Here is a 22,263-nt window from a genome sequence, read left to right as displayed (position 1 = left end):
CGCTGCTCGTGCTCGGCCGTCGTGGCGGCGTGCCCGCGGTGATCAAGCTGCTGCGCACCGACGACCCGGTCTGGCAGGCGAGATTCGACCACGAGACGCGGCTCTACCAGGCGTTCAGACAGCATCCGCCGCCGATCCGGGTGCCCGCGCTGCTCCATGCCGACGGCCGCGGCGTCCTGGTCGTCGAGTACGTCGCGGGCAGGCCGGTTGGACACCGAGGGGCATCCCGAGCGGCCGGTGCCCACCGAGGTTCCGCACGCGCTGCTCCACACGGTCACCGGGTTCGCCTCCTGGACGCCGCCTCGGGACGTGCGGCTGAACGTGTTCGACTACCGCGAGCGGGTGGAGCGTCATCACCGCGCCGGGTTCTTCGACGCCGCCGACCGGGCGGCCCTGCACGCGCTGCCTGCCGGACAACCGCCGCTGCGGCAGGTCCAACACGGCGACCCGCTGCCCGCCAACCTGGTACTCACCGAGTCGGGTGACCGCGTGCTCCTGGACTTCGAGTTCACCGGCCTGTTCCTGCCGGGATTCGACTTGGCGATGTCGCACACCCTGTTCGCCGCCACCCCCGGCGCTCAGGACGCGGTCGAGACCCTGGTCCGCGACGCCGGGATCGAGGCGTCCTTCCTGCTGAACCGGGCGATGGTGCTCTCCCGCGAACGTCGGCTGTACTCCGAGGCAGCCGGCGACCCCCGCCTCCGGCGGCCGCCTCGCCTCGACTCGCAGTGGGAGGAGCTCCGCAGCCGGCTGCACGGGCGCGGCTGATGCACGGGCAGTCGGATCCGTCCGGTTGCCGGAACCGGCCGGTGCCGGGCGTGCATCGTCGGCGGGCAGCCCCGCCCGCCGACGACTCCGGCTCGCCGCGCTTCGGTCTGTTCGTGGGCATGCGCGGTGGCGGGGAGACCACCGTCCACGGTCGCGGGGCGCGACACCGGCAGGCCGGGCTGCGGGAGCGTCGACGACGTGTCGGCCTCGCCCAGCCCGTCCGGTGGCCCGCAGACGGCCGCTCTGCTGTCCCAGCCCAGCCCCGCCATGTCCTAGGCACCAGTCCCAAGCCCGAGCCCGGACTCAAGCCCGGCCAGCCTCAGACCGGGCGGGACCCGGACGGCCCGTCGCGACGACGGGCCTCAGCCGGTGCCGGGCATTCCCGCGTACTCCTCGATGCGAGTGATGCGGCCGTCCTCGAAGCGGAAGTACACGGCGGCGTCGACCCGGAAGAGCGCTCCGTCCTTCATGGCCACGTTCACGACGTGCTGCTGAAGGACTTCGCCGGGCTTCGAGAACTGCCGGGTGATGTCGTAGCGCATCGACTGGATGGGCTCGATCTGGGCCTCCATGCCCGCGATGTTCTCGTCGATCGTCGAGTCGCCCTTTCCGTCGTTGTGCCAGACGGTGGCCGTCGCGGAGCACATCGCTCGGGCGGCGCCCCAGTCCTGGTTCTCCAGGTGGCGGAGGTAGGCGACGGCCTTGTCTGCGAGGTCCTGACTCATGGTGGTGACTCCTTCGTTGTGCGGGGCGCGGGGGAGTGGCGTCGTGGGGCCGGCACGGGGGAACGCTCAGTCGGCGGCGTGGACGAAGGCGCGCTCACCCGCCTCGACTCGCCTGGCGAGGTGGTTGTCGGGTGGTGACAGCGGGCAGGTGAAGACGGCGGGCGCCAGGTGATGGTGCGAGAGCGTCGCCTGGTTGAAGTCGACGGTCATGGTCTCGCCGGGTTCCCGAGGTTCGAGGACCAGCCAGCGGCCGATGTCGGGGGTCTCGCCTCCGTTGGTCTCATCGGTGAAGATCACGAGACGCTGACCCGGCATGTCCTCGAGCACCGAGAGCACGTGTTCGGTGCCGTCGATGACGACGACGAGGTCGACGGGCGCCAGGACGGCCTCCGTACTACGGGGCGTCGTCAGGCGCCCGACCTCGATACGGCGACCCTCGGGCGCCGCCCGATACTCGCCGTGGAGGACCCAGGCCGGGTCGTAGGGATAGGTGTCGATCCCGCACAGCCCCGATCGGGTGAGAGCCGCCTGGTCCATGACGACCACGCCGAAGAACCCGTCCGCGCCGCCCGCGAAGCCGACTCGCCCGCCGGAGAACCCCAGCGAGCTGCCGGACGGCACGTCGGCCGTTCCGTCCAGTGTCTCGCCGTTGATCGTCACGTCGTCGCCTGCCGCGGCCGACACCGTCAGGGCACCCGCCTCCGTGACGCGCCATCGACCGGGGATCCCCGGGATGCCCCGGGCTTCCGGGCCGCTCACCCTGCCGTTCGCGACGACCTTCGCCTTGCCGTTCGGCCCGGCGATCTCGTCCCACCTGGCCGCGCGCCACGCCTCGTGGCTCGCGGGCACGCCGGCCACGTCCCGCTGGTTCTGCAGATCATGCTCAAGGGTCATGAGATGTCCTTTCTCCGCTGTGCGCCCTGGTAGAAGGGCTGCTGATCCGGTGATCGACCGTCGACCTTCATGCCGTATCGGCAATATCTCTTGTTCGTGGCGCAAGGTTCGGGGCCTGTGGCCACTCGGCGTTCGTGTCGCCGTCGTGGCGTCGCGGTGGTTCTCGAACGGCCGGGATCAGGCCCGGCGGGCGGCCCACACGGTGCGCTCGGTGCGTACCGCGAGATCGTCACGGCGCAGGAGACTGTGCGGGCTCTCCGGGTCCAGCAGCCGGTCCAGCGCGGCGAGGTCCTCGGGCTGAAGCGCCTCGGCGACGCCACTCCTGATGCGCCGCAGGCCGCTGAGGGCATAGCGACCGACCGCGGAGGACCGGGAGTGCTCGACGTCGACGCTGATCGTCCGGGTGTCCTCGACGGTGAAGCCCGCAGCGGTCAGCAGGGGACCCCAGTCGGCTCCCCGGTGGGGGACGTGCCCGGCGTGGCGGCGGTCGGCGGCGGCGTGGCAGCGTTCTTCGAGGCCGGGGCGTTCCTCGGGAGCGTCCTCGGGGAGGAAGCGGGGGAAGCCCGCCAGCTCGACGACGGCGATCAGCCCGCCGGGGGCGAGCGTGTCGTGGACCTGCCGCAGGGCGCGATCGGGATCGGCGAGGTGATGCAGGGACGCCGACGCCCACACCAGCTCGGGCCTGCCGAGGTCCGGCCACGGCGCGTCGAGGTTCGCCTGGACCGTGCGCACCCGATCGGCGGAACCGTGCTCCCGGGCCTTCCGCCGCAGGCGCTCGAGGTGTGCCTCTGAGTGGTCCACGGCGGTGACCCGCGCCTCGGGGAAACGGGCGAGCAGGGCGAACGTCCCGGCGCCGGTGCCGCAGCCCAGGTCCACGATGTGCCGGGGTGCGACGGCCAGTGGCAGCCCCTCGACGATCGATCCGGTGTGCTCGGCGAGGACCTCGGCGTCGAGATCCAGGATCTCCGCCTGGTCGTCCACTCCCTCCCGAGGTCCGTGGCCCGCCCCGTGTCGGTGGTCGGGGTCGTGGTCGTGGGAGGCGTGGGCATGGCCGTGCGCGGTGGGCGTCATGGCATCACCGTAAGGCCGTCATGCGCCAGATGCATCAGACCTTGCCTAAGCAGCAAGGCGGTCCGTGTCCCGTCGGCCCGCCGCGCAACGAAGCCCACGAGGAGGCCGGCCGACCCGCGTGATCAGTCCGCGGCCTGCCGGGTTCGCTGGTCGGCGTGGTGTCCGCGGCGGGCCTCCCGATCGAAGATGCCCAGGATCTCGCAGGGGCCGCCCGCGGTGCCGATCGCGTGCGGAAGCATCGTCGGGAACTCGGCCGCCTGGTTGGCCTCCATGCGCAGCCTGCGGTGGCCGAGCAGTAGGACGGCGGTGCCGGACAGCACGACGAGCCATTCGCGGCCCGGGTGCGCGCGCATGCCCGCCGGATCGTCCGGCGGCGGAGTCGTGATGCGCTGTCGCATGACGGTCATCCCGGGCTCGGCCTTGATCGGCCACCGCAGCACGCCGTGGGCGCCGTCGATCATCGGGCTGGTGATCACGTCGTCGGTGTCCGTCTCGACCAGTTGATCCAGTGAGGTGTCCAGCGCGCGGGCTAGCGTGACCAGCTGGTCCAGGGCGAGACGACGCTGACCGTTCTCGATGCGACTGAGTGAGGAGGGGCTCATCCTGGCGCGGGTGGCCAGCTCCTCCAGTGACCAGCCCTGCGCGACGCGCAGCGCTCGGATGCGTTTGCGTACCAGGCCGTCCAACTCGCCATCATCTTGCGTCATAGGCACGATCTTATGCCGTAGTCGCAAGGAATGCCTACTGTCGTGGTGCGACCTCGTGTCAGTCGGAGAGGAGACACCGCCATGTCGGACACCCGAGCCGATGCGCTACCGGAGGACACCGTCGACGCCGTGGTGATCGGCGGTGGCGCCGCCGGACTGAGCGGCGCGCTGACGCTGGCCCGATCCCGCCGATCCGTCGTCGTGATCGACGGCGGAACACCCCGCAACGCCCCGGCCGAGGAGGTGCACGGGCTGCTCGGCCTGGACGGCACCCCACCGGCGGAGCTGCTGCGCCGCGGGCGGGAGGAGGTGCGTCGCTACGGCGGTCGGCTGGTGGCCGGTGTGGTGACCGCCGCCGAGCCCGCCGCGCCGTCGGCCGACGGCGACCCTCGCTTCACCATCACCCTGGACGGCGGCATCGTGCGGGCACGCCGAGTACTCGTGGCCGTCGGAGTGCGCGACGTGCTCCCCGACATCCCCGGCCTGGCCCCGCACTGGGGCGGCGGCGTGGTGCACTGCCCGTACTGCCACGGATGGGAGGTCCGGGACGAACCCGTCGGCATCCTGGCGGCGGGGCCCGCCTCCGTCCACCACGCGCTGCTGTTCCGCCAGCTGACCGAGGACTTGGTGTACTTCACCCGAGACACCGACCTCGACCGGGACACGCGTGCCCGATTCGCCGCTCGCGACATCCGCGTCGTCGACACCCCGATCGTCGAGGTCCGGGCCGACGAGGACGGCATCACCGGGGTCCTGCTGGCCGACGGGCAGGTCGTGTCCCGGCGGGTGCTCGCGGTCGCCACCGCGACGCGGGCGCGGGCCGAGGGGCTCGGCGGGCTGGCACTCCCGATGGAGGACCTGCCGGGCGGCATGGGCCGCCGCTTCCGCAGCGGCATGGCGGGCACCACCGAGGTGCCGGGGGTCTGGGTGGCGGGCAACGCCACCGACGTGACCGCGCAGGTCGGCGCCGCCGCCGCGGCAGGCGCCCTCGCGGGCGCCCATCTGAACGCCCACCTCGCCGTCGCCGACACCGACGCCGCCCGGTCGGCCGCGGCAGCCGACACACGCTCCTGAGTCGGCTGCCGCCGAGTCCGCTGTTCCCGAGTCGACTGTTTCTGAACTCCGGCTCCGGAACCAGCCACCGCGCAACCGCCTGCCCCGAGCCGCCTGCCGCCCGGATCGGCAGGCGTCCCGGCATCCATCCCCACGGTCGCGCCGAGCCGTGGTCGCGCCGGAATTCGGCCGTGCCACGCCGGGCTCACGCGGAATCCAGGCTGCCCGAGTCGCGGCCGCACCACATCACGGCCGCACCGAGTCGCGGCCGCCTCACTCCCGGCCGCACCCGAATCACGGCCGCGCCGTGCCGCCACGGCCGCGTCGGCATGCCTGCCCGCTCCGACGTGAGACCGCCCTGCCCCCGAGAGGACGTCATGAACTCGAGGCCACCACAGCAGCATGCCGTTCCGACCGGCCCGACCGCCGTGGTCGCGGACGTCCGTCGACGTCGCACGATCCTGATCGCGGTCTCCGTCGCGTTGATGGCGGTGATCTCCTCGGTCACCGGCCTGAACGTCGCCCAGCCGGACCTCGCGGTCGACTTCGGCGCACCACAAGGCACGGTGTTGTGGATCATCAACGTCTACATCCTCACCCTGGCCGCGCTGCTGCTGCCGCTCGGTGCGGTCGGTGACCGCTGGGGACGCAGACCCGTGCTCCTGGCGGGACTGGCCGTCTTCGGCGTCGCGAACGTGGTCGCGGGCCTCGCCCCGTCGGCGGCGCTCATGATCGCGGCACGCGTGCTCAGCGGGGTCGGAGCGGCGATGATCATGCCCGTCACGCTCGCCGTGATCACCTCGACCTTCCCGGAGAAGGAGCGCGGCCGGGCGATCGGCGTGTGGACCGGCGTCGCGGGCGGCGGCGGTCTGCTGGGCATGTTCCTCTCGGCCGTCCTCGTCGACGTCGTGCACTGGCGCTTCCTGTTCGTACTGCCCGTCGCACTGGTCCTCGTCGCGGCCGGCATGGTGCTCCGCTCGGTCCCCGACTCCCGCGAGGCCGCGCGGGGCTCCTTCGACACGGTCGGCTCGCTGGCCGCCGCCCTCGCCGTGGTCGGCCTCATCTACGCCCTGCATGAGGGTCCGGAGAAGGGCTGGTCCGCACCCGACACCGTCGTCAGCCTGCTCGTCGGCGTCCTCGGCGCCGCCGGATTCGTGGTCTGGGAACTGCGCCACCGCGCACCACTGCTGGATGTCCGCCTCTTCCGCGAACGCGGCCTGGCGACCGGCTCCGTGGCGCTCCTGGCGGTCTTCGGGGTGCAGGCCGGCGTCTCCATCGTCCTGTATCCGTTCTTTCAGACCGTCTTCGGCTGGTCGGGCCTGCTGTCGACCGTGGCGCTGCTGCCCATGGCCGGGCTGATGATGGTCTCCTCCGGCCTCGCCCCGCGCATGGCCGAGCGGGTCGGGGCTCGCGCGACGATGACGACCGGGGTGCTGCTGGCCGGCGTGGGTCTGGCGCTCCTGGCCACTCTCGTCTCCGTCGACGGCGGCTATCCCGCGGTCCTGCCGGGCATGATCGCCATGGGAGTGGGCATGGGCCTGTCGATGCCGCCCGCCACGGAGGCCATCACCAGCGCGCTGCCTCGGGACCGGCAGGGCGTGGCCTCCGCGCTCAACGACGTCACTCGGGAGTTCGGCACCGCGCTCGGCGTCGCGTTGCTCGGAGCGCTGCTGTCGGCCGCCTACCGCACTGCCGTCACCCCCAGACTCGACGGGGTTCCCCGCCGACCTCGCGGCCCCGGCCCGAGAGGGCATCGCCAACGCCCTCGATGCCGCGGCCGGTGCGGACACGGGCGCTCAGACGTTGATCCGTGCGGCGCGAGAATCCTTCGTCGACGGCTGGCAGACCGCCATGTGGGCGGGCGTCGCCGTGCTGGGGGCGCTCCTCGTCCATCTCCTCGTCCGCAGGCCCGCGAGCGCGACACCCGCCGCCGGGCATGCCACCGGCGATGCCGCTCCCGTGACCTCATGACCCCTCGCCACCCGAGTGGCCTCGTCACCCGAGTGGCGGTGAGATCGCGGCCGCCGTCGTCGAACCCGACGGCCGGGGCGAGGAGACCATCGCCCCGGCCTCGGCTGTCGTGCTGCCGCCCTCCAAGCCGTCACGCGCGTCAGCCTCGGCCGCCCACCAGACCCGGCGACGCGGTGCTCGGCTTCGGACCGGGACCGCTGCCGCCCCGCTGATGCCGATCAGCAGGCGGGTCGGAGCCGCGGCGGCCGTCTCCGCATCGACCGGTCACCGCCTCGCGTCGAATCGACGGCGACCGCCGAGGCCCTGCCCTCGGGACTCAGTCGGCGAGTATCTGCTCACGCAGGATGTCGGCGTGTCCGCAATGGTGGGCCAGTTCCCGCAGCACCTGGAAGTACACCCAGCGCAGCGTGCGGGGGCCCGCGGGGTGACCGGTGACGACGGCGTCCAGCGACAGAGCCGCGCTCGCCGCCCGGGCCGCGGCGCAGGCCTCCTGATGCGCTGCCGTCACCGAGGCCGCGGTGTCGTCATCGGAGAGTCGGAACGAGTCGTCCACGCTCGGCACCAGCCCGAGTTCTCGGCGGGGCGTGCCGCCGACGCACTCCTCGAACCACACCCGCTGCATCCACGTGACGTGCTTGACCAGGCCGAGCAACGTCGTCGCCGAGGGCACGAGCCCGCGGCGAGTCTGTTCCTCGGTGAGACCGAGGAGGGTCCGCTCGACGGCACCGCGATACTCCTCGAGGAACGCGTCCAACTGGGTGCGTTCGTCGTCCAGCGGCACCTCGAACGGACCCCGCCGCCGAGCTCGATCACCGTTCACGGACCCAGCCTACGAAGCACCGCGCCTCGCGACGCACGACATCCGACCACAGCCGCCTCACCATCGAGCCGTCCTCATCGCTCGGGCCGCGTGATCGCGTGCCGGAGACCGCGGACGGGACGCGAACTCGCGTCGCCGACCTGGGTCGTCGCGCACACGCAACGCAGACGCGTGGCGACCCGCACTCGGCGACCCGTCGTTCTCGCCTTGCCCACGTACCGGACGTGTTCGTCGCGATGCGGCGCCGACGGGATGTCGTCCGCCGCGTACCGCATCGCCTCGAGTGGGGTGCGCCTCGCGCGAGGCGCGAGCCGCCGCTCCGACCGCCTGCGGTGAAGACCTGCGTCCGCGCCGCCCCGTGATCACACCGTTCGGCGGCATGCGCCCCACCCGCGGAGACTGCCACGCCGTGGATCGGCGAGGGGCTATGCTGCTCAGCCGGGGGACGAGCGGTCACGTCCTGTTCGGCGGCGCGAGGCTGTCGCGAAAGGCTGAGGGATGCGATGAGTCGGCGCGGCTCACAGGGGTCTGTGGACGCACGACCACGGTCGTGGCGCAGTCGCCTGCGGCGGCTTCTTCCCACGGCGGGCAGGCCTGCCCGCGCGGTGGTCGCCGGTTTCGCGATGGCCGTCGGCGTCGGCACGGCGTTGCTCAGCCTGCCGGTCGCGGCCGCCAGTCGGGAGTCCACCGACTTCGTCCATGCGTTGTTCACCGCGACGTCGGCGGTCTCGATCACCGGCCTGGCGGTGGTGGACACCGGGTCGCACTGGTCGACCTTCGGACAGGTCGTCATCCTGGTCCTCATCCAGGCCGGCGGGCTCGGCATCATGACGCTGGCCTCGATCCTCGGCCTGCTGGTGTCCCGCAGACTCGGTCTCGGGATGGAGTTGACCGCTCAGCGGGAGACACGAAGCCTCCAGCTCGGAGACGTGCGCAGAGTCGTCATCGGTGTGATCAGGCTCAGCCTCCTCTTCGAGGTGGTCATCGCCGTGGTTCTCGGCGCGAGGCTGCTGATCGCCTACGATTACTCCCCCGGCGACGCCGTGTACTCCGGGATCTTTCACTCGGTCGCGTCATTCAACAACGCGGGGTTCTCACTCCACAGCGACAGCATGACGCGCTTCGTCGCCGATCCATGGATCTCCCTGACCGTCTCCCTCGCGGTGATCGCCGGTGGGCTGGGCTTTCCGGTGCTCTTCGAAGTGGGACGCAGGCTCCGCGGCCCGCACCGATGGTCGATGCACGCCAAGATCACCCTGGGCGCGACGGCGCTGCTGCTGCTGATCGGCTTCGTCTTCATCACGGCGAGCGAGTGGCGTAACGAACACACGATGGGCGGATTCGGCGTGCCCACGAAGCTGCTGGCCGGCTTCTTCGCGGCGGTGATGCCACGATCCGGAGGCTTGAACAGCGTCGACGTCGGCGAGATGACCTCGGCGAGTCTGCTCGTACAGGACGTGCTGATGTTCATCGGTGGCGGCAGCGGGAGCACGGCAGGCGGGATCAAGGTCACGACCTTCGCGTTGCTGGCCTTCGTGATCGTGGCCGAGATCAGGGGCGAGCCCACGGTGCACGTGATGGGGCGCAGGCTCGCGTCCAGCGTTCAGCGGCAGGCGTTGACGGTCGCGTTGCTGAGCGTGGGCCTTGTCATGCTCACCACCATCACGCTGCTGTCGATCACGCCGTTCAGCCTCGACGAGGTGCTGTTCGAGTCGATCTCGGCTGTGGCGACGGTCGGCCTGTCCACCGGGATCACCGCGGATCTCCCACCCATCGCACAGGTGCTGATGTCGGCACTGATGTTCATCGGCAGGCTCGGCCCCGTCACACTCGCCGCGGCACTGGCGCTGCGGGACCGGCCGCGGCGATACGAACTACCGGAGGAGCGACCCATCGTTGGCTAAGAAGGACGCTGCGACCAATCGCGCGGTCATCATCGGGCTCGGCAGGTTCGGGGGCTCCGTCGCCATGGAGTTGATGCGACAGCGGACGGAGGTGCTCGCCATCGACTCGAATCCGAAGATCGTGGATCGATATGCCGACCATGTCACCCACGCCGCCGTCGCCGACTCCACTGATGAGGACGCGCTGCATCAGCTCGGTGTCCATCGGTTCCATCGAGCGGTGGTGTCGATCGGGGCCGATCTCGAGGCGAGCATCCTCACGACGTCGCTGCTCGGGGACTTCGCCATTCCCAACATCTGGGCCAAGGGACTCTCCCGACAGCATGCCAGCATCCTGGAACGGGTCGGTGCGCACCATGTCGTGCTGCCGGAACACGACATGGGAGAGCGGGTCGCGCATCTGGTGATGGGCCGCATGCTGGACTACATCGAGTTCGAGGACGACTACGCCATGGTCAAGACGACCGCGCCGGCCGAGGCGGTCGGTCGTACGCTCGGTGAGGCCCAGCTCCGTTCCAAGCACAAGATCACCGTGGTGAGCATCAAGCGTCGGGGTGAGGGATTCAGCTACGCCACGGCGGACACCCTGGTACGTGCCGGAGATCTGCTCATCGTGGCGGGCAAGGCCGTCGATACCGAGCGCTTCGCGGAGTTGGACTGAAGAGCGGTTGTGATCACGCAGGCCGCCGCCGGCCGGTCGACCCGGTGAGACGCGAGGAGACGTTCGGCGTCCCCGCGTTCCAGACACTCGCCGGTGTCGTCCCCCGGGAGCGGCGGCAGGCGGGGCCTCGGACGGACGGGGTCAGCACGCGTCGGAGGTGGTGACCAGAGGGCCCGCGGTGCGTGGAGACAGGGTTCAGTCCGCCGCGGCGGTCCCAGGGGCTGGCGGACGGGCCCGCCGTACCTCTCCGCCGACCTGGTCGGCGACACGCACCGCGATTCCAGGAGGTCCTGCGCCCCGGAGCACACCGCGGGCTCCGCGCAGGTCGGTGTGGACCGCTCGTGGATCACCGGAGTACGGTTCGGGCTGGTGCGCCGGGAAGTCTGGTCGGCAACGGGTGATCCGTCGTCGAGAGGAACGTCATGGCCGCCTTCGCTGAACCTGTCCGCCCGTCGGAGCCCGCGATCGAGGCACGCGGGCTGACCAAGCGCTTCGGACGGACGACGGCGGTGGCGGACCTCTCCCTGACCGTCCGTCGTGGTGAGGTCTTCGGTTTCCTCGGCCCCAATGGCGCGGGAAAGTCGACGACGATTCGTCTCCTCCTCGGTCTGGTGCGTGCCTCGGCAGGCAGCGCGTCGTTGTTCGGTGACGACGTCCGCGATGTCCGACGAGCCCATCGGCATGTGGCCTATGTGCCTGCCGACGTGGCGTTGTGGCCCTCGCTGACCGGTGCCGAGATTCTTCACCTGCTCGCGCGAACCGGTTCCGAGGTCGACCTCGCGTATCGGGAGGTTCTGATCGACCGGTTCGCGTTGGACCTGGATCGAGCGGCGGCGACGTACTCGACGGGTAATCGTCAGAAGGTCGCGCTGGTGGCCGCCTTCGCCACTCGCGCGCCGCTGCTGATCCTCGACGAACCCACCAGCGGTCTCGACCCGCTGATGGACCGCGAGTTCCGCCGGTGCGTGGTCGAGGCCAGGGACCGAGGTCAGACGGTGTTCCTGAGCTCTCATCTGCTGGACGAGGTCGAGGCACTCTGCGATCGGGTGGCGATCCTGCGGTCCGGGCGGCTGGCGGAGGTGGCTCGGATAGCGGAGCTGCGCAGGCTGCGGCGTACCGAGGTCGAGGTCTCCTTCACCGGTGATCCGCCTGATCTGGCACGGACGCCCGGCGTGCTCGACACCGAGGACCTCGGCGGCTCCCGACTGCGGTTCACCATGTCCGGCCCCGCCGGTCCGGCGCTGCGCGCGCTGGCCGCGGCGGAGGTCGAGACCATCGAGGTCCGCGAGCCGACGTTGGAGGAGATCTTCCTCGACTACTACGGCGAGCGGGATCGATGACCTCGGCGGAGCGGACCGTACCGCGATCGACGTCGCGCCCGGTCCGGAGGCGGGCTCTGCCGGCCGTCGCCGCGCTGCATCTCCAGCAGATCCGCCGCAGCGCGCTCGTGGTGCTGGTCGTCGTGGCGGGGCTCTCCGGATTGGTGGCGGGGCAGTTTCACACCATGTTCGCCGGGGTGCTGGACGCCCAGGCGTTGGCGGCTTTGACGGAGAATCCGGCGATCCGGATCCTCTTCGGCGATCCGGTGGCACTGGATGATCCGGGCGGCTTCACCGTCTGGCGCACGGGCACGGTGTTCGCCGTGCTGGTCGGGGTCTGGGCGTGCGTGACGGTGACCCGTCTCACGCGGGGCGAGGAGGAGGCCGGGCGTTCGGACCTGCTCCTCGCGGGGCAGCCGACCCGGGTCCATCTGGTGGCCCTGTCGCTCACAGTGCTCGTCGGGTGCCTTGCCGTGATCGGCGCGGTCCTCGCGGGCACGCTGGTCTTCTCGGGCACGGCGGTGGTCGGTTCGGTGTTGTACGCCGCGGGACTGGTCGGGGTCGGCGTCGGGTTCGCGGCGGTGGGCGCGCTGTGCGCTCAGATCCTTCCCACTCGTGCCGCCGCCTCCGGGCTGGGCCTCGGCCTGCTGACCGCGTCGATGATGGCGAGGATGGTCGCGGACGGTGCGGAGCAGCTGGATTGGCTGCGGTGGTTCACGCCGTTCGGCCTCGTCGGTGAAGTCGGTCCTTACGCGCATGATCGACCGGCTCCGCTCCTCGTGTTGTTCCTGATGCCGGTGCTGTTCGCGGCGAGTGCGGTCGTCATCGCACGCATGCGGGACGCCGGTGCGGGTCTGCTCCGGCTGACGGCCCGACGATCCCCCCGGATGACGCTCCTCGGGTCCCTCCCCGGGTTCGCGATCCGGCGGGTGCTCCCCCCGATGGCGGGCTGGACGGTCGGCCTGGCCGCCTTCGCCGGACTGATCGGGCTGCTGGCCGTCTCGATCACCGACTTCCTCGCAGGCAGTCCCCGCTTCACCGAACTGGCCGCCGCAGCGGGCTTCGGTCTCCTGGATGCGACCACCGGCTATGCCGCGACGATGTTCACCCTGTTCGCGATCCCGGTGGGGTGCTTCGCCGCGACGCGCATCGCCGCCATGCGGCAGGACGAGCGCAGCGGACGTGCGGTCTCCCTGTTCGCCACCTCGACATCCCGACAACGGATCGTGGCCGTCGAGCTTGCCGTCACCCTGGCGTGCGTTCTGCTGCTGCTCACCGTGGTGGGTCTCGCGATGTGGGCGGGCACCCGCATCGTCCAGGCACCGTTGGAAGTGGGTGAGGCGCTTGCCGGCGCACTCAACCTGGTGCCGATCAGCCTGCTCTGCATCGGCGCGGCGACGGCGGCACTCGGGTGGCTGCCGCGGGCGGTCCTCCTGGTCGGCTGCCTGCCTGCCGTCGGCGGCTTCCTGCTCGACGTCCTGGCGCAGAGCACGGGCGCCCCGGCGTGGGTGGGGGACCTCTCGCCCTTCGCGCACCTTGCCGCGGTTCCGCACTCTCCGCCGGACTGGACGGGCCTCGCGGTGTCCTCGACGATCGCGCTCGCCCTCGCGGTCATCGGTACCGTCGGACATGCACGGCGAGATCTCGGCGTCTGACCTCTTCCGCTCCCGACGACACCACCGGGAACGACGTTCCCTCGACGACCAGGACGGGGAGGCCGGGACGGCGGCCTCGGGCCTCCGCCGTCCGTCTGTCGAGAGTCGGTGACGTCGATCTCACGGCGCGGTCGAGCAGCGCGCCGGCGTTCGACGTCCTCGCGTGCAGTGATACCGGTCTCACGGGTGCGGCGGTGTCGTGGTCGGTGCCGGCAGGCTCAGGCTCGATCGAACGACACGGAGCAGTGGGCCCGGCCATCGGGTCATCCGGAAGGGGCGATCGTGTCAGTAAGGCGGCTGGACGTCGTCTGATACGTTCTTCACGACTTCCACACTTCAGGAGGGGAGGGGCAGTGATCGCGACCGTCGGTCGTCGGTGTGGTGACACCGACCTGCCGATCAGCGGCAGCATCCGCCCTCTGTCGGGCAGGCTCGGGATGCCCGCTCCGCACCCCTCGAGTCTGCGGCGGAGGCGCTTCGCCGAACCGCACAAGCTGCCGGTCGACCACGGTCTGCCGCCGGGCACCAACGGCTACACCACGTCGTGGGGCACCAACGCCCACGGCGAGCTGAGCGCGTGCCCGCCGGGACCCCGCTGAGCTGACTCCCGTAGTCGTCTGCCCCCTCCTCGTCTGGTTGATCGCACTAGCGTCACCCTCCGTCGGGTGTGCCTGCCGTGCGGTCACTTCGCCCTCCCCGATTTCTGGTGCCCAAGGTGCCGGCGTTCGGTGGCGGGCCGTCGTCACCTGCACCCCCATTGACGAAGACGCGGCGATGAATCGTGAAAGGACCATGGCGTGTTGCTGGCCGTCCTGGTGATTGCGCTCGCTCTCACCACCCTGAGCACACCCCTGCTCAACCGCCTGCTCGGCCGTGCGGCAGGCTGGCCGATCGCGGCCGTCTTCGCGGCCTTGACAGTCGTCGTCGCAGCCCAGGGGCACCACGTCCTCGTCGAGGGCGGCACACTCGAGTTCTCCCGGCCCTGGATGCCCGCGATCGGGGTGAACCTCGAGCTGCGCATGGACGGCCTCGGCTGGCTGTTCACCATGCTGGTGCTCGCGGTGGGCGCGTTGATCATCGCCTACTCGACGCGGTACTTCCCGCCCGGCAGGCGGGGCGGCTTCTACTTCCTGATGACGGCGTTCGCGACGGCGATGGCCGGGCTGGTGCTGGCCGACGACCTGGTGCTGCTCTTCGTGTTCTGGGAGCTCACGACCATCTGCTCGTTCTATCTGATCGGGTTGTCGGGGCCGTCGGCGAATCGTCCCGCGGTGCGGACCTTCATCGTCACCGCGTTGGGCGGACTGGCGCTGCTGACGGCCGTCGTCCTGCTCATCGTGCGGACCGGGACCAGCAGCCTGAGCGCCGTCCTTTCGGACACGTCGTGGATGCAGGACAGCGGCTTCGCGACCGTGATCGCGTTGCTGGTGATGCTGGCGGTCTTCACCAAGTCGGCGCAGTTCCCGTTCCACTACTGGCTGCCGGACGCGATGGCGGCCAGCACCCCGGTGAGCGCCTACCTGCACGCCGCGACGATGGTCAAGGCCGGGGTCTACGTCGCCATGCGATTCTCGGCGGCGTTCGGGGAGTTCGGCGTCTGGAACATCGGACTCATCTCGGTCGGCCTGCTCACCGCGCTGATCGGCGCGGTCTTCGCGCTGCAGCGGCACGACCTCAAGGAGCTGGCGGCGTACTCGACCGTCAGTCAGCTCGGCTTCCTCATCATGGTGATCGGCATCGGCACTCCCGCGGCGCTGATCGCGGCGGCCGTGCACACCGTGGCACATGCCCTGTTCAAGTCGGCGCTGTTCATGACGGTCGGCGTCATCGACCGTCAAGCCGGTACCCGAGACATCCGAAGACTCAGCGGGCTGCGTTCCGCCATGCCCGTCACCGCGATCGTGGCGAGCCTGGCCGCCCTGTCGATGGCGGGGATACCGCCCTTCCTCGGCTTCGTGAGCAAGGAGACCCTGTTCGACGCGCTGCTGGAGGCACCGGGGCCTGCCTGGGTGGGTCCGGCGGTGGGCGTCGGAGCCGTGATCGCGGCGGCATTCACCTTCGCCTATGCGTTCCGATTCGTCGTCGGAGTGTTCGGCGGCCCGCCGAACGAGTCGTCGCCCCGGGAAGCCGGAGTCTGGTTCCTCGCCGCGCCCGCCGTGGCCGTCGTCGGCGGCCTCGTCCTCGGGCTGGGCGCTCCGTGGCTCAATCCACTGGCCGACCGAGTCGCGGTCGACGCCGCACCCGGAAGCGGGCACGCCTACCTGAGCCTGTGGCACGGCTTCAACGCGGCGCTGTTGATGTCGGCGGTCGCCATCGGGTTGGGCGCACTGCTCGCCTGGCGGTCGGCCGCCGGTGAAGCCCTGGCCGGCCGTCGGTTCCTCCCCGTCTCCGGCACCGCGGTCTTCGAGATGCTGCACCGAGGGGTGATCGCGTTGGGCGTCCGGGTGGGCGATCTCACCCGCGGCGACTCGCCGGCGCGACACATGGCGATGCCGATCGTGCTGATCGGTGTTCTCACCGCCGTCGTCGCCGCCGCGAACCTCGACTTCGAATCGTTCACCGCACCCACCTCGCGGAGGCTGGACTGGTTCCTGGTGGTGCTGGTGGTCGCCGCGGTCCTGGCCGCGACCATCACCCGCTCCCGGCTGGCGGGCCTGGTCCTGGTGGGCGTGGCCGGTTTCACGGTGGCGCTGTGGTTCCTGTTCCTCGGGGCGTTCGACGTCGCACTGACGCAGGTGATGGTGGAGATCCTCACCGTCGTCGTCGCGGTGCTCGTCCTGCGGCGGCTGCCCCGGCGATTCCATCGTGCGACCAGGCGAAGGACGGTGCTGACCGCCGCGATCGCGATCGGAGCCGGACTCAGCGCGGGCCTCGCCGCCTACCTGATGACGGGGCGCCGGGAGCTCTCACAGGCTGCGGAGTACTTCCTCTCCCAGGTCGAGGAGGACACCGGCGGAACCAACGTCGTCAACACGATCCTGGTCGACTATCGGGCGATGGACACGATGGGCGAGCTCACGGTCCTCGGCGTCGCGGGCCTGGTGATCATCTCGGTGCTCAACTCCAGCGGTCTGATCTCCGGCGGTGGGGAACGACAACCGAAGGTCCCCCCGAGCAGCGCGGTCTGGAACGCCGACGACAACACCGTCATCGTCCGCACCGTGGCGCGGTGGCTGATGCCGCTGCTGGTGCTCTGGTCCCTCTATCTGCTCTTCCGCGGGCATCACGAACCCGGCGGCGGCTTCATCGCCGGGCTGGTGGGAGGCGCGGGCTTCGCCCTGGTCTATCTGACGGCCGCGAGTGAATCGGCCGCCAGGATCCGTCTCTCGTCGCCGGGGCTCATCGCATCCGGGATCGTCGTGGCGGCGGGCTCCGGGCTGTTGGGCTACTTCGACGGCTCTCTCCTACGGCCGCTGCATGCCGACATCTGGATGCCCTGGGGCGACTTCCACTTCACCACCGCCCTGGTGTTCGACGTCGGCGTCTATCTCGCGGTCATCGGCGTGCTGCTCACGGCGCTGAACCAACTGGGACCGCAGCAGCCGCGGTCGGCGGGGGTCCGCTCCGGCCCTCGGGGTCGCGGTGGTTCCCGAAGACGGCGCGCCGCGACAGGTCGGTCGTCGAACGGTCCCGCGACTGGAGGTCTCCGATGACGCTCGCCATCACGATCGGCGCCCTGGTCGCCGGGGCGGTCTTCCTGATGCTGCAGCGCGGCATGGTGCGCATCGTGCTGGGCTTCGTACTACTCGGGCACGGGGTGAACCTGTTGCTCATGTCGGCAGGCGGCACGTCTCGGCGTGACCAGCCGCTGCTGTCCTTCGGCTCCCCCGAGAACGCGGCGGATCCGCTGCCACAGGCCTTCGTGCTGACCGCGATCGTGATCGCCTTCTCGATCACGATCTACATGCTGACCCTCGCCGCCACCGGCAGCGACGACGACACCGAGGACGCCTCATGAACGCCGCGCTGCTGCCGCTCGTCGTGATGGTGCCGCTGATCAGCGCCGCCCTGCTCGCCGCCGTTCCCGGACCTCGATGGCTGCGCGGGGTGCTGCTGCTCGCGCCCAACCTCGGTGCGCTGGCGGCCGGTGTCCTGCTGATCCAGGCCACCGCCGACGGCTCGGTCTACGCGCACGGCATCGCGCTCTGGCAGGACGGGATCGCGATCCCGTTCGTCGTCGACGTGTTCAGCGCTCTGATGGTGACGACCACCGCGCTGCTCACCGTGACGTGCTCCGCGTTCGCCATCGCCACCGGTGAGGACCGCGCCCGGTTCTTCGGATCGCTCGTTCTGGTGCTGTCGGCGGGGGTGTACGGGGCGCTGCTCACCGGTGACCTGTTCAACCTGTTCGTCTTCATCGAGGTCATGCTGCTGCCGTCCTACGGGCTGCTGGCGATGGCGGGGGCGCTGCGCAGCCTGCGTGGCGGACGGATCTACGTCACGGTCAACCTGCTCACCTCCACGATCTTCCTGGCAGGCGTCGCCCTGGTATACGGCGTGGCGGGGACGGTGCACCTGGGCGAACTGATCGGGGCGGCTCGAGAGTCGCCGCTGGTGGCGGCGGCGATGGCGGTCGTCCTGCTCGCCCTGTCGATCAAGGCGGCGGTGGTGCCGGTGCACGGCTGGCTGGCCCGCACCTATCCGGCGACCTCACCCGCGGTGACCGCCTTGTTCTCCGGTCTGCACACCAAGGTCGCGATCTACGCGATCTACCGGCTGTACGCCCTGCTCTTCGAAGGCGACGCCACCTACCTGTGGATCGGCCTGGTCGCCTTCACCGTGACCATGGCCATCGGGGTCCTGGGCGCGGTCGGCGAGAACACCACCCGCTCCATCCTGGTGTTCCACATGATCAGCCAGATCGGATACATCCTGCTCGGGGTCGCGTTGTTCACGCCCCTGGGACTGATGGCCGGGATCTTCTATCTGATCCACCACATGATCGTGAAGGCCTCGCTCTTCCTGTCCACCGGGGCGATCGAGAACGCCTACGGCACGAGCAGGCTGGACCGGCTCGGTGGCATCGCCCGCCGCGAACCGATACTGGCCCTGGTCTTCATGGGCGCCGCGCTGTCCCTCGCGGGACTGCCCCCGTTCTCCGGCTTCGTCGCCAAGCTCACGCTGGTCAGCGCGACCTTCGAGGCAGGGCAGTGGATCGTCGCCGCCGTCGCGGTGGCGGTCAGCCTGATCACCCTGATGTCCATGCTCAAGATCTGGGGCGGCCCCTTCTGGGGCACGGAGCCCGACTCGGACGGCCGGTCGGATCGAGAAGTCCGAAGCGGCTCCGCACCAGGAGGGGTGTCGGCGCCGGCTCGACCGACGGTCCAGCCGAAGGTGCGGCCCGCCGTGCTGTTCCCGGCGCTGGTGCTGACCACCGCCACGCTCTGCATCGGGCTGGGCGCCGAGGTCCTGCTCGATCTCAGTGCCCAGGCGGCGTCCGGCCTGCTGGACCCCGCTGCCTACCTCGAAGCGGTGACGAACCGATGACCTCACACCTGCGGTGGTTGATCCGCCTGTTCTGGTTCCCCTTCTACTACGCGCTGGAGGTCGTCAAATCCTCGACCAGGGTCGCGCTCGACATCCTCACACCGGGCAGCCGGGCGACACCTGCCTTCGTCGAGGTGCGACTGCGGTGCACCACCGACCTGGAGATCACGATGATGGCCAATCTGATCTCCTTGACGCCGGGGACGGTGACGGTCGCGACCCGCAGGCGTCCGGCGACGCTCTGGGTGCACGGGATGTACGTCGACGACCGCGACTCCTTCCGGGATGAGCTGTACGCGATGGAGGATCGGCTCCTGGCGGTGACCCGCCGCGGCGGTGCGCCCGGACGCCTGCCCGCCTCCGGTCGAACGACGAGCAGGAGGACGACGTGACCTTCCTCGACATCGGCCTGGGCGCGGTCGTCCTGGCCATGATCATCGCCACTTATCGCATCCTCCGCGGCCCGTCCAGCGCCGACCGGGCGGCAGGTGCCGACGTCGTCTTCTTCGGCTTCGTCGGTCTCGTCGCGCTTCTCGGTCTGCGGCTGGAGACCGACCTGGTCGTCGACATCGTCCTGGCCGGCACACTCGTCGGGTTCCTTGCCGCGCTCTCCCTGGCTCGCCTGATCACCGGAGGTAAACGATGACCTCGGTTCTGCAAGTGCTGGGCGTGAGCTGCATGGTCCTCGGCGGGCTCGTCTTCGCCGTAGGAGCCTTCGGACTACTGCGTCTTCCCGACTTCTACTCTCGGCTGAGCGGCGTGAGCATCGCCGCGGGACTGGGCACCGCTCTGCTGCTGCTCGGACTCCTGCTGCACTTCCCCAGCGTGGAGAACGCACTGAAACTCGGGCTCGCCCTCCTCATCCAGCTCGCCACCGCGGCCGTCGGCGGCAACGCGATGGCCAGGGCCGGATATCTCGTTGGGACTCCGACGACGCCGAGTACCCGGTACGACGACCTGGCGGTGGACACCGTCGCTGCTCGGAAGTCGAAGCGCGGCGGTTCCCGAAACGGTCGTTGACCCAGACCGCATTCCGTCCAGGGGGCGCGGCGGAAGAGCCGGACACGTGAGGCCACGCCGCCATCGTCCGTTCTCGACGCTCCCTTCGGCCGGCGGGAGTGCGAACCGCGGGGCGCGGAACACGCAGCGGGCCGACGCCCCGCTCGGTGGGTCGGCAGGTGATCCGGACGGACGTCGTCGGCACGACGGGCCGCTCGGTCGACCGGCGTCACCAGGGCAGTCGGAGCGATACGCGCATGCCTCGGTCGGTCGTCTCATCGGGATCAGGTCCTGCATGGTGATCCCGATCTCTGCGGTCTTCGGCAGACCGCGGATCGTCGAGACGGTCTGCCCGGATGCCGAGTGATCCGGGTTCGTCGGCACCGTGTCGTCCCGAAGGTTCGTGGTCGGCTGGGGCCGTCGGCGTCAGCGTGGATGCCTCGGTATTCACGCCGAGCTCGTGCTCATCGCCTCGCCGGAGCGGCACGAGCAGGGGACACCCTCCAGTACCGGCTTCGTCCGCCGGCCCGCGGTTCGTCCGGCGGGATCGGCATCGTGCGGTCGGCATCGCGCGGTCGACGGTGGATCGGCGGAGGCGACCGCGGACGCCGTCGCGCGGGGAGGCTTCTCCCGTCCTCCCGTCGGCTCCTTCGCGGATGCGGTGGATCCGTTCCGCTCGCCGCCGCAGTACTGTGCCGCCGTATGACCGACACCGAGATCGAGGTCACTCCCGACCTGGTCCGTGACCTGCTGCGAGAGCAGCATCCAGACCTCGCGGGGCTGGTCGTCCGCGAGGTGGCGGGCGGCTGGGGCAACCAGATGTGGCGTCTCGGGGACGAACTGGCCGTGCGCATGCAGCGCAGGGACCCCACCCCGGAGCCGCAGCTCAAGGAACGGCGATGGCTGCCGGTGCTCGCCCCGCACCTGCCGCTGCCGGTGCCGACCCCGGTGCGGTTCGGCGAACCGTCCGAGCGCTTCCCCAAGCACTGGACCGTGACGACCTGGGTTCACGGCGAACCACTGGACCTCGGCTCGATCAGCCGCGGCGCCCATGCGGCCGACACGCTGGCGGACTTCCTGCGCGCACTCCACGTGTCGGCGCCTGCCGAGGCGCCGACCGCCACGGACCGCGGCGCCCATCCCCGGGACTGCACGGGCGGCTTCGAGGACTTCCGCCAGGCCGTCGCCCTCGACGACCTCGCCGCCGACGTCCGGGCCGTCTGGGACGACGCCGTGGCGGCCCCGGCGTGGGACGGCCCGCCGGTGTGGCTGCACGGCGACCTTCATCCCGCGAACGTCGTCGTCTCGGACGGAACGCTCGCGGGCGTCGTGGACTTCGGCGATCTGTGCGCAGGCGATCCGGCGTGGGACCTCGCCGCCGCCTGGGTGCTGCTGCCCTCGGGCACGGCCGCGCGGTTCTTCGCCGCCTACGCGCGGGCCGACGAGGCGACGATCCGGCGTGCCCGTGGGCTGGCCGCCATGAAATGCCTCTTCCTGATGCTCATGGGGCAGAACGGAGATCGCGGTCTACCCGGTGGGAAGCCGCACTGGGGGCCTGCCGGCCGAGCAGCGCTCGATCGTGTCCTGCGCGGTGTGTGACGCGTGCGCTGCCTCGTTCCTGGCCGGGGGGCCGCGCCGCGGCGCCGAGCGCGCCGACCTGCTGAGCTCGTCATCCCGGCTCCTCCGGCGGCATCGCCGCCGTTCGCGGCCCGCGACCGGCGCCCTCCGCTCCGCACCACGCGGCCGTCGGGCCGTCGGGTTTCCGGAGAACCTCGATGATCCGTTCCGCGATGTCGACAGTAGGCAGACTCGCCAGGCTCGCGTCGACCTGATCACCGGCGAATGCGCGATCCTCGGCCGCCGAGCGTGATCAGGTCCATGGCGATGCGAGCCTGCACGTGGATGTAGTCCAGGCTCGTCGCGAAGGGCATCGAGAAGGACCTCGGATGTCGTATGGGCCCCGGGCATCCGGCAGCGGGACAGGCGCTGACACGTCGCCGAGCGGCATCGACTCGCCGCTCGCCTGAAGTCACCGACCACCGGTAGGCCACGTCGGCGAGTTCGTGCTCGGGCGATACGGGGCCCACATCGTCTCGGTCCGGTCACCGGTCCTCGCGGCCGATCTTGACGTTCTTCGGGTGCGGACGCAGGTGGGAGATCACCAGATCACCAGATCGGCGGAGTCCCGAAGAAGCACCGCGACACGAACACGACGGCGCCGCGAGTTCG

20 protein-coding genes are annotated in these 22,263 nt (G+C 70.6%); 15 read left to right on the top strand and 5 right to left on the bottom strand.

The features are described 5' to 3' along the window. Positions 1-207 precede the first annotated feature (207 nt). Positions 208-768, top strand: a complete 561-nt coding sequence (locus AHOG_RS20325) for a phosphotransferase family protein (protein WP_211290458.1) — start codon at positions 208-210, stop codon at positions 766-768. A 362-nt stretch (positions 769-1,130) separates the two neighbouring features. Here AHOG_RS20325 and AHOG_RS20320 read toward each other — a convergent pair whose 3' ends face one another. From AHOG_RS20320 to AHOG_RS20305, 4 genes are all read right to left on the bottom strand, one after another. After that, complete coding sequence (locus AHOG_RS20320; protein WP_093942761.1) at positions 1,131-1,493, bottom strand: nuclear transport factor 2 family protein; 363 nt, start codon at positions 1,491-1,493, stop codon at positions 1,131-1,133. A 66-nt stretch (positions 1,494-1,559) separates the two neighbouring features. After that, a complete protein-coding gene (locus AHOG_RS20315) occupies positions 1,560-2,387 on the bottom strand; it encodes a DUF1684 domain-containing protein (protein WP_093942760.1) in 828 nt (275 codons plus the stop codon). Between the two features lie 177 nt (positions 2,388-2,564). Continuing rightward, a complete protein-coding gene (locus AHOG_RS20310; protein WP_093942759.1) occupies positions 2,565-3,458 on the bottom strand; it encodes a class I SAM-dependent methyltransferase in 894 nt (297 codons plus the stop codon). A 122-nt stretch (positions 3,459-3,580) separates the two neighbouring features. After that, positions 3,581-4,165: a helix-turn-helix domain-containing protein gene (locus tag AHOG_RS20305; protein ID WP_184451028.1), complete on the bottom strand. Its 585-nt coding sequence runs from the start codon at positions 4,163-4,165 to the stop codon at positions 3,581-3,583. A gap of 81 nt (positions 4,166-4,246) precedes the next feature. Between AHOG_RS20305 and AHOG_RS20300 the strand changes: the two genes are divergently transcribed. Together AHOG_RS20300 and AHOG_RS20295 are read left to right on the top strand one after the other, a co-directional pair. Beyond that, entirely contained in the window at positions 4,247-5,239 is a 993-nt protein-coding gene (locus tag AHOG_RS20300; RefSeq protein WP_093942758.1) for an NAD(P)/FAD-dependent oxidoreductase, read from the top strand. Between the two features lie 356 nt (positions 5,240-5,595). Further along, positions 5,596-7,401, top strand: coding sequence for an MFS transporter (locus AHOG_RS20295; RefSeq protein ID WP_245856347.1), 1,806 nt, complete (start codon positions 5,596-5,598; stop codon positions 7,399-7,401). Positions 7,402-7,505: 104 nt separating this feature from the next. Here AHOG_RS20295 and AHOG_RS20290 read toward each other — a convergent pair whose 3' ends face one another. Beyond that, on the bottom strand, positions 7,506-8,009 hold the full coding sequence (locus AHOG_RS20290) for a DinB family protein (protein ID WP_093942757.1): 504 nt from the start codon (positions 8,007-8,009) through the stop codon (positions 7,506-7,508). 530 nt (positions 8,010-8,539) lie between these two features. Here AHOG_RS20290 and AHOG_RS20280 point away from each other — a divergent pair. The 12 genes from AHOG_RS20280 to AHOG_RS20220 all read left to right on the top strand — a co-directional run bounded on the left by AHOG_RS20280 (position 8,540) and on the right by AHOG_RS20220 (position 21,633). Beyond that, the gene (locus AHOG_RS20280; protein WP_425427559.1) at positions 8,540-9,913 is read left to right on the top strand and encodes a TrkH family potassium uptake protein; all 1,374 of its coding nucleotides are present in this window, start codon (positions 8,540-8,542) and stop codon (positions 9,911-9,913) included. Then, the gene (locus tag AHOG_RS20275) at positions 9,906-10,574 is read left to right on the top strand and encodes a potassium channel family protein (RefSeq protein WP_093942754.1); all 669 of its coding nucleotides are present in this window, start codon (positions 9,906-9,908) and stop codon (positions 10,572-10,574) included. Before AHOG_RS20280 ends, AHOG_RS20275 begins: the two co-directional genes overlap by 8 nt. A 422-nt stretch (positions 10,575-10,996) precedes the next feature. After that, the gene (locus AHOG_RS20270) at positions 10,997-11,914 is read left to right on the top strand and encodes an ABC transporter ATP-binding protein (protein WP_093942753.1); all 918 of its coding nucleotides are present in this window, start codon (positions 10,997-10,999) and stop codon (positions 11,912-11,914) included. Next, entirely contained in the window at positions 11,911-13,548 is a 1,638-nt protein-coding gene (locus tag AHOG_RS20265; protein WP_245856346.1) for an ABC transporter permease, read from the top strand. Before AHOG_RS20270 ends, AHOG_RS20265 begins: the two co-directional genes overlap by 4 nt. 353 nt (positions 13,549-13,901) lie before the next feature. Then, positions 13,902-14,147 carry a hypothetical protein gene (locus AHOG_RS20260; protein ID WP_093942752.1) on the top strand — a complete coding sequence of 82 codons (246 nt, stop codon included), beginning with the start codon at positions 13,902-13,904 and terminating at the stop codon, positions 14,145-14,147. 198 nt (positions 14,148-14,345) lie between these two features. Beyond that, positions 14,346-17,201 carry a DUF4040 family protein gene (locus AHOG_RS20255; protein WP_093942751.1) on the top strand — a complete coding sequence of 952 codons (2,856 nt, stop codon included), beginning with the start codon at positions 14,346-14,348 and terminating at the stop codon, positions 17,199-17,201. Then, positions 17,198-17,506 (top strand): sodium:proton antiporter, encoded by a 309-nt coding sequence (locus AHOG_RS20250; RefSeq protein ID WP_093942750.1) that lies wholly within the window; start codon positions 17,198-17,200, stop codon positions 17,504-17,506. The genes AHOG_RS20255 and AHOG_RS20250 overlap by 4 nt, the downstream gene beginning before the upstream one ends. Further along, positions 17,503-19,035, top strand: a complete 1,533-nt coding sequence (locus AHOG_RS20245; RefSeq protein WP_093942749.1) for a monovalent cation/H+ antiporter subunit D family protein — start codon at positions 17,503-17,505, stop codon at positions 19,033-19,035. The genes AHOG_RS20250 and AHOG_RS20245 overlap by 4 nt, the downstream gene beginning before the upstream one ends. Further along, positions 19,032-19,427, top strand: a complete 396-nt coding sequence (locus tag AHOG_RS20240; protein WP_093942748.1) for a Na+/H+ antiporter subunit E — start codon at positions 19,032-19,034, stop codon at positions 19,425-19,427. Before AHOG_RS20245 ends, AHOG_RS20240 begins: the two co-directional genes overlap by 4 nt. Continuing rightward, positions 19,424-19,681, top strand: a complete 258-nt coding sequence (locus AHOG_RS20235) for an MrpF/PhaF family protein (RefSeq protein ID WP_093942747.1) — start codon at positions 19,424-19,426, stop codon at positions 19,679-19,681. The genes AHOG_RS20240 and AHOG_RS20235 overlap by 4 nt, the downstream gene beginning before the upstream one ends. Beyond that, positions 19,678-20,055 (top strand): monovalent cation/H(+) antiporter subunit G, encoded by a 378-nt coding sequence (gene mnhG / locus AHOG_RS20230; protein ID WP_093942746.1) that lies wholly within the window; start codon positions 19,678-19,680, stop codon positions 20,053-20,055. Before AHOG_RS20235 ends, mnhG begins: the two co-directional genes overlap by 4 nt. Positions 20,056-20,736: 681 nt before the next feature. After that, on the top strand, positions 20,737-21,633 hold the full coding sequence (locus AHOG_RS20220) for an aminoglycoside phosphotransferase family protein (RefSeq protein WP_093942744.1): 897 nt from the start codon (positions 20,737-20,739) through the stop codon (positions 21,631-21,633). The last annotated feature ends 630 nt before the right edge of the window (positions 21,634-22,263 follow it).

The sequence above is a fragment of the Actinoalloteichus hoggarensis genome (assembly GCF_002234535.1).
Classification (GTDB): domain Bacteria; phylum Actinomycetota; class Actinomycetes; order Mycobacteriales; family Pseudonocardiaceae; genus Actinoalloteichus_A; species Actinoalloteichus_A hoggarensis.
This window is presented reverse-complemented; position numbering and strand designations above follow the sequence as displayed.

What these genes read in the sequence shown, in the direction of transcription:
- AHOG_RS20220 (WP_093942744.1), top strand. Translation starts at nt 20,737, where the DNA reads ATGACCGACACCGAGATCGAGGTCACTCCCGACCTGGTCCGTGACCTG.
- AHOG_RS20305 (WP_184451028.1), bottom strand. Translation starts at nt 4,165, where the DNA reads ATGACGCAAGATGATGGCGAGTTGGACGGCCTGGTACGCAAACGCATC.
- AHOG_RS20310 (WP_093942759.1), bottom strand. Translation starts at nt 3,458, where the DNA reads ATGACGCCCACCGCGCACGGCCATGCCCACGCCTCCCACGACCACGAC.
- AHOG_RS20300 (WP_093942758.1), top strand. Translation starts at nt 4,247, where the DNA reads ATGTCGGACACCCGAGCCGATGCGCTACCGGAGGACACCGTCGACGCC.
- AHOG_RS20245 (WP_093942749.1), top strand. Translation starts at nt 17,503, where the DNA reads ATGAACGCCGCGCTGCTGCCGCTCGTCGTGATGGTGCCGCTGATCAGC.
- AHOG_RS20320 (WP_093942761.1), bottom strand. Translation starts at nt 1,493, where the DNA reads ATGAGTCAGGACCTCGCAGACAAGGCCGTCGCCTACCTCCGCCACCTG.
- mnhG (WP_093942746.1), top strand. Translation starts at nt 19,678, where the DNA reads ATGACCTCGGTTCTGCAAGTGCTGGGCGTGAGCTGCATGGTCCTCGGC.
- AHOG_RS20265 (WP_245856346.1), top strand. Translation starts at nt 11,911, where the DNA reads ATGACCTCGGCGGAGCGGACCGTACCGCGATCGACGTCGCGCCCGGTC.
- AHOG_RS20240 (WP_093942748.1), top strand. Translation starts at nt 19,032, where the DNA reads ATGACCTCACACCTGCGGTGGTTGATCCGCCTGTTCTGGTTCCCCTTC.
- AHOG_RS20270 (WP_093942753.1), top strand. Translation starts at nt 10,997, where the DNA reads ATGGCCGCCTTCGCTGAACCTGTCCGCCCGTCGGAGCCCGCGATCGAG.
- AHOG_RS20250 (WP_093942750.1), top strand. Translation starts at nt 17,198, where the DNA reads ATGACGCTCGCCATCACGATCGGCGCCCTGGTCGCCGGGGCGGTCTTC.
- AHOG_RS20315 (WP_093942760.1), bottom strand. Translation starts at nt 2,387, where the DNA reads ATGACCCTTGAGCATGATCTGCAGAACCAGCGGGACGTGGCCGGCGTG.
- AHOG_RS20295 (WP_245856347.1), top strand. Translation starts at nt 5,596, where the DNA reads ATGAACTCGAGGCCACCACAGCAGCATGCCGTTCCGACCGGCCCGACC.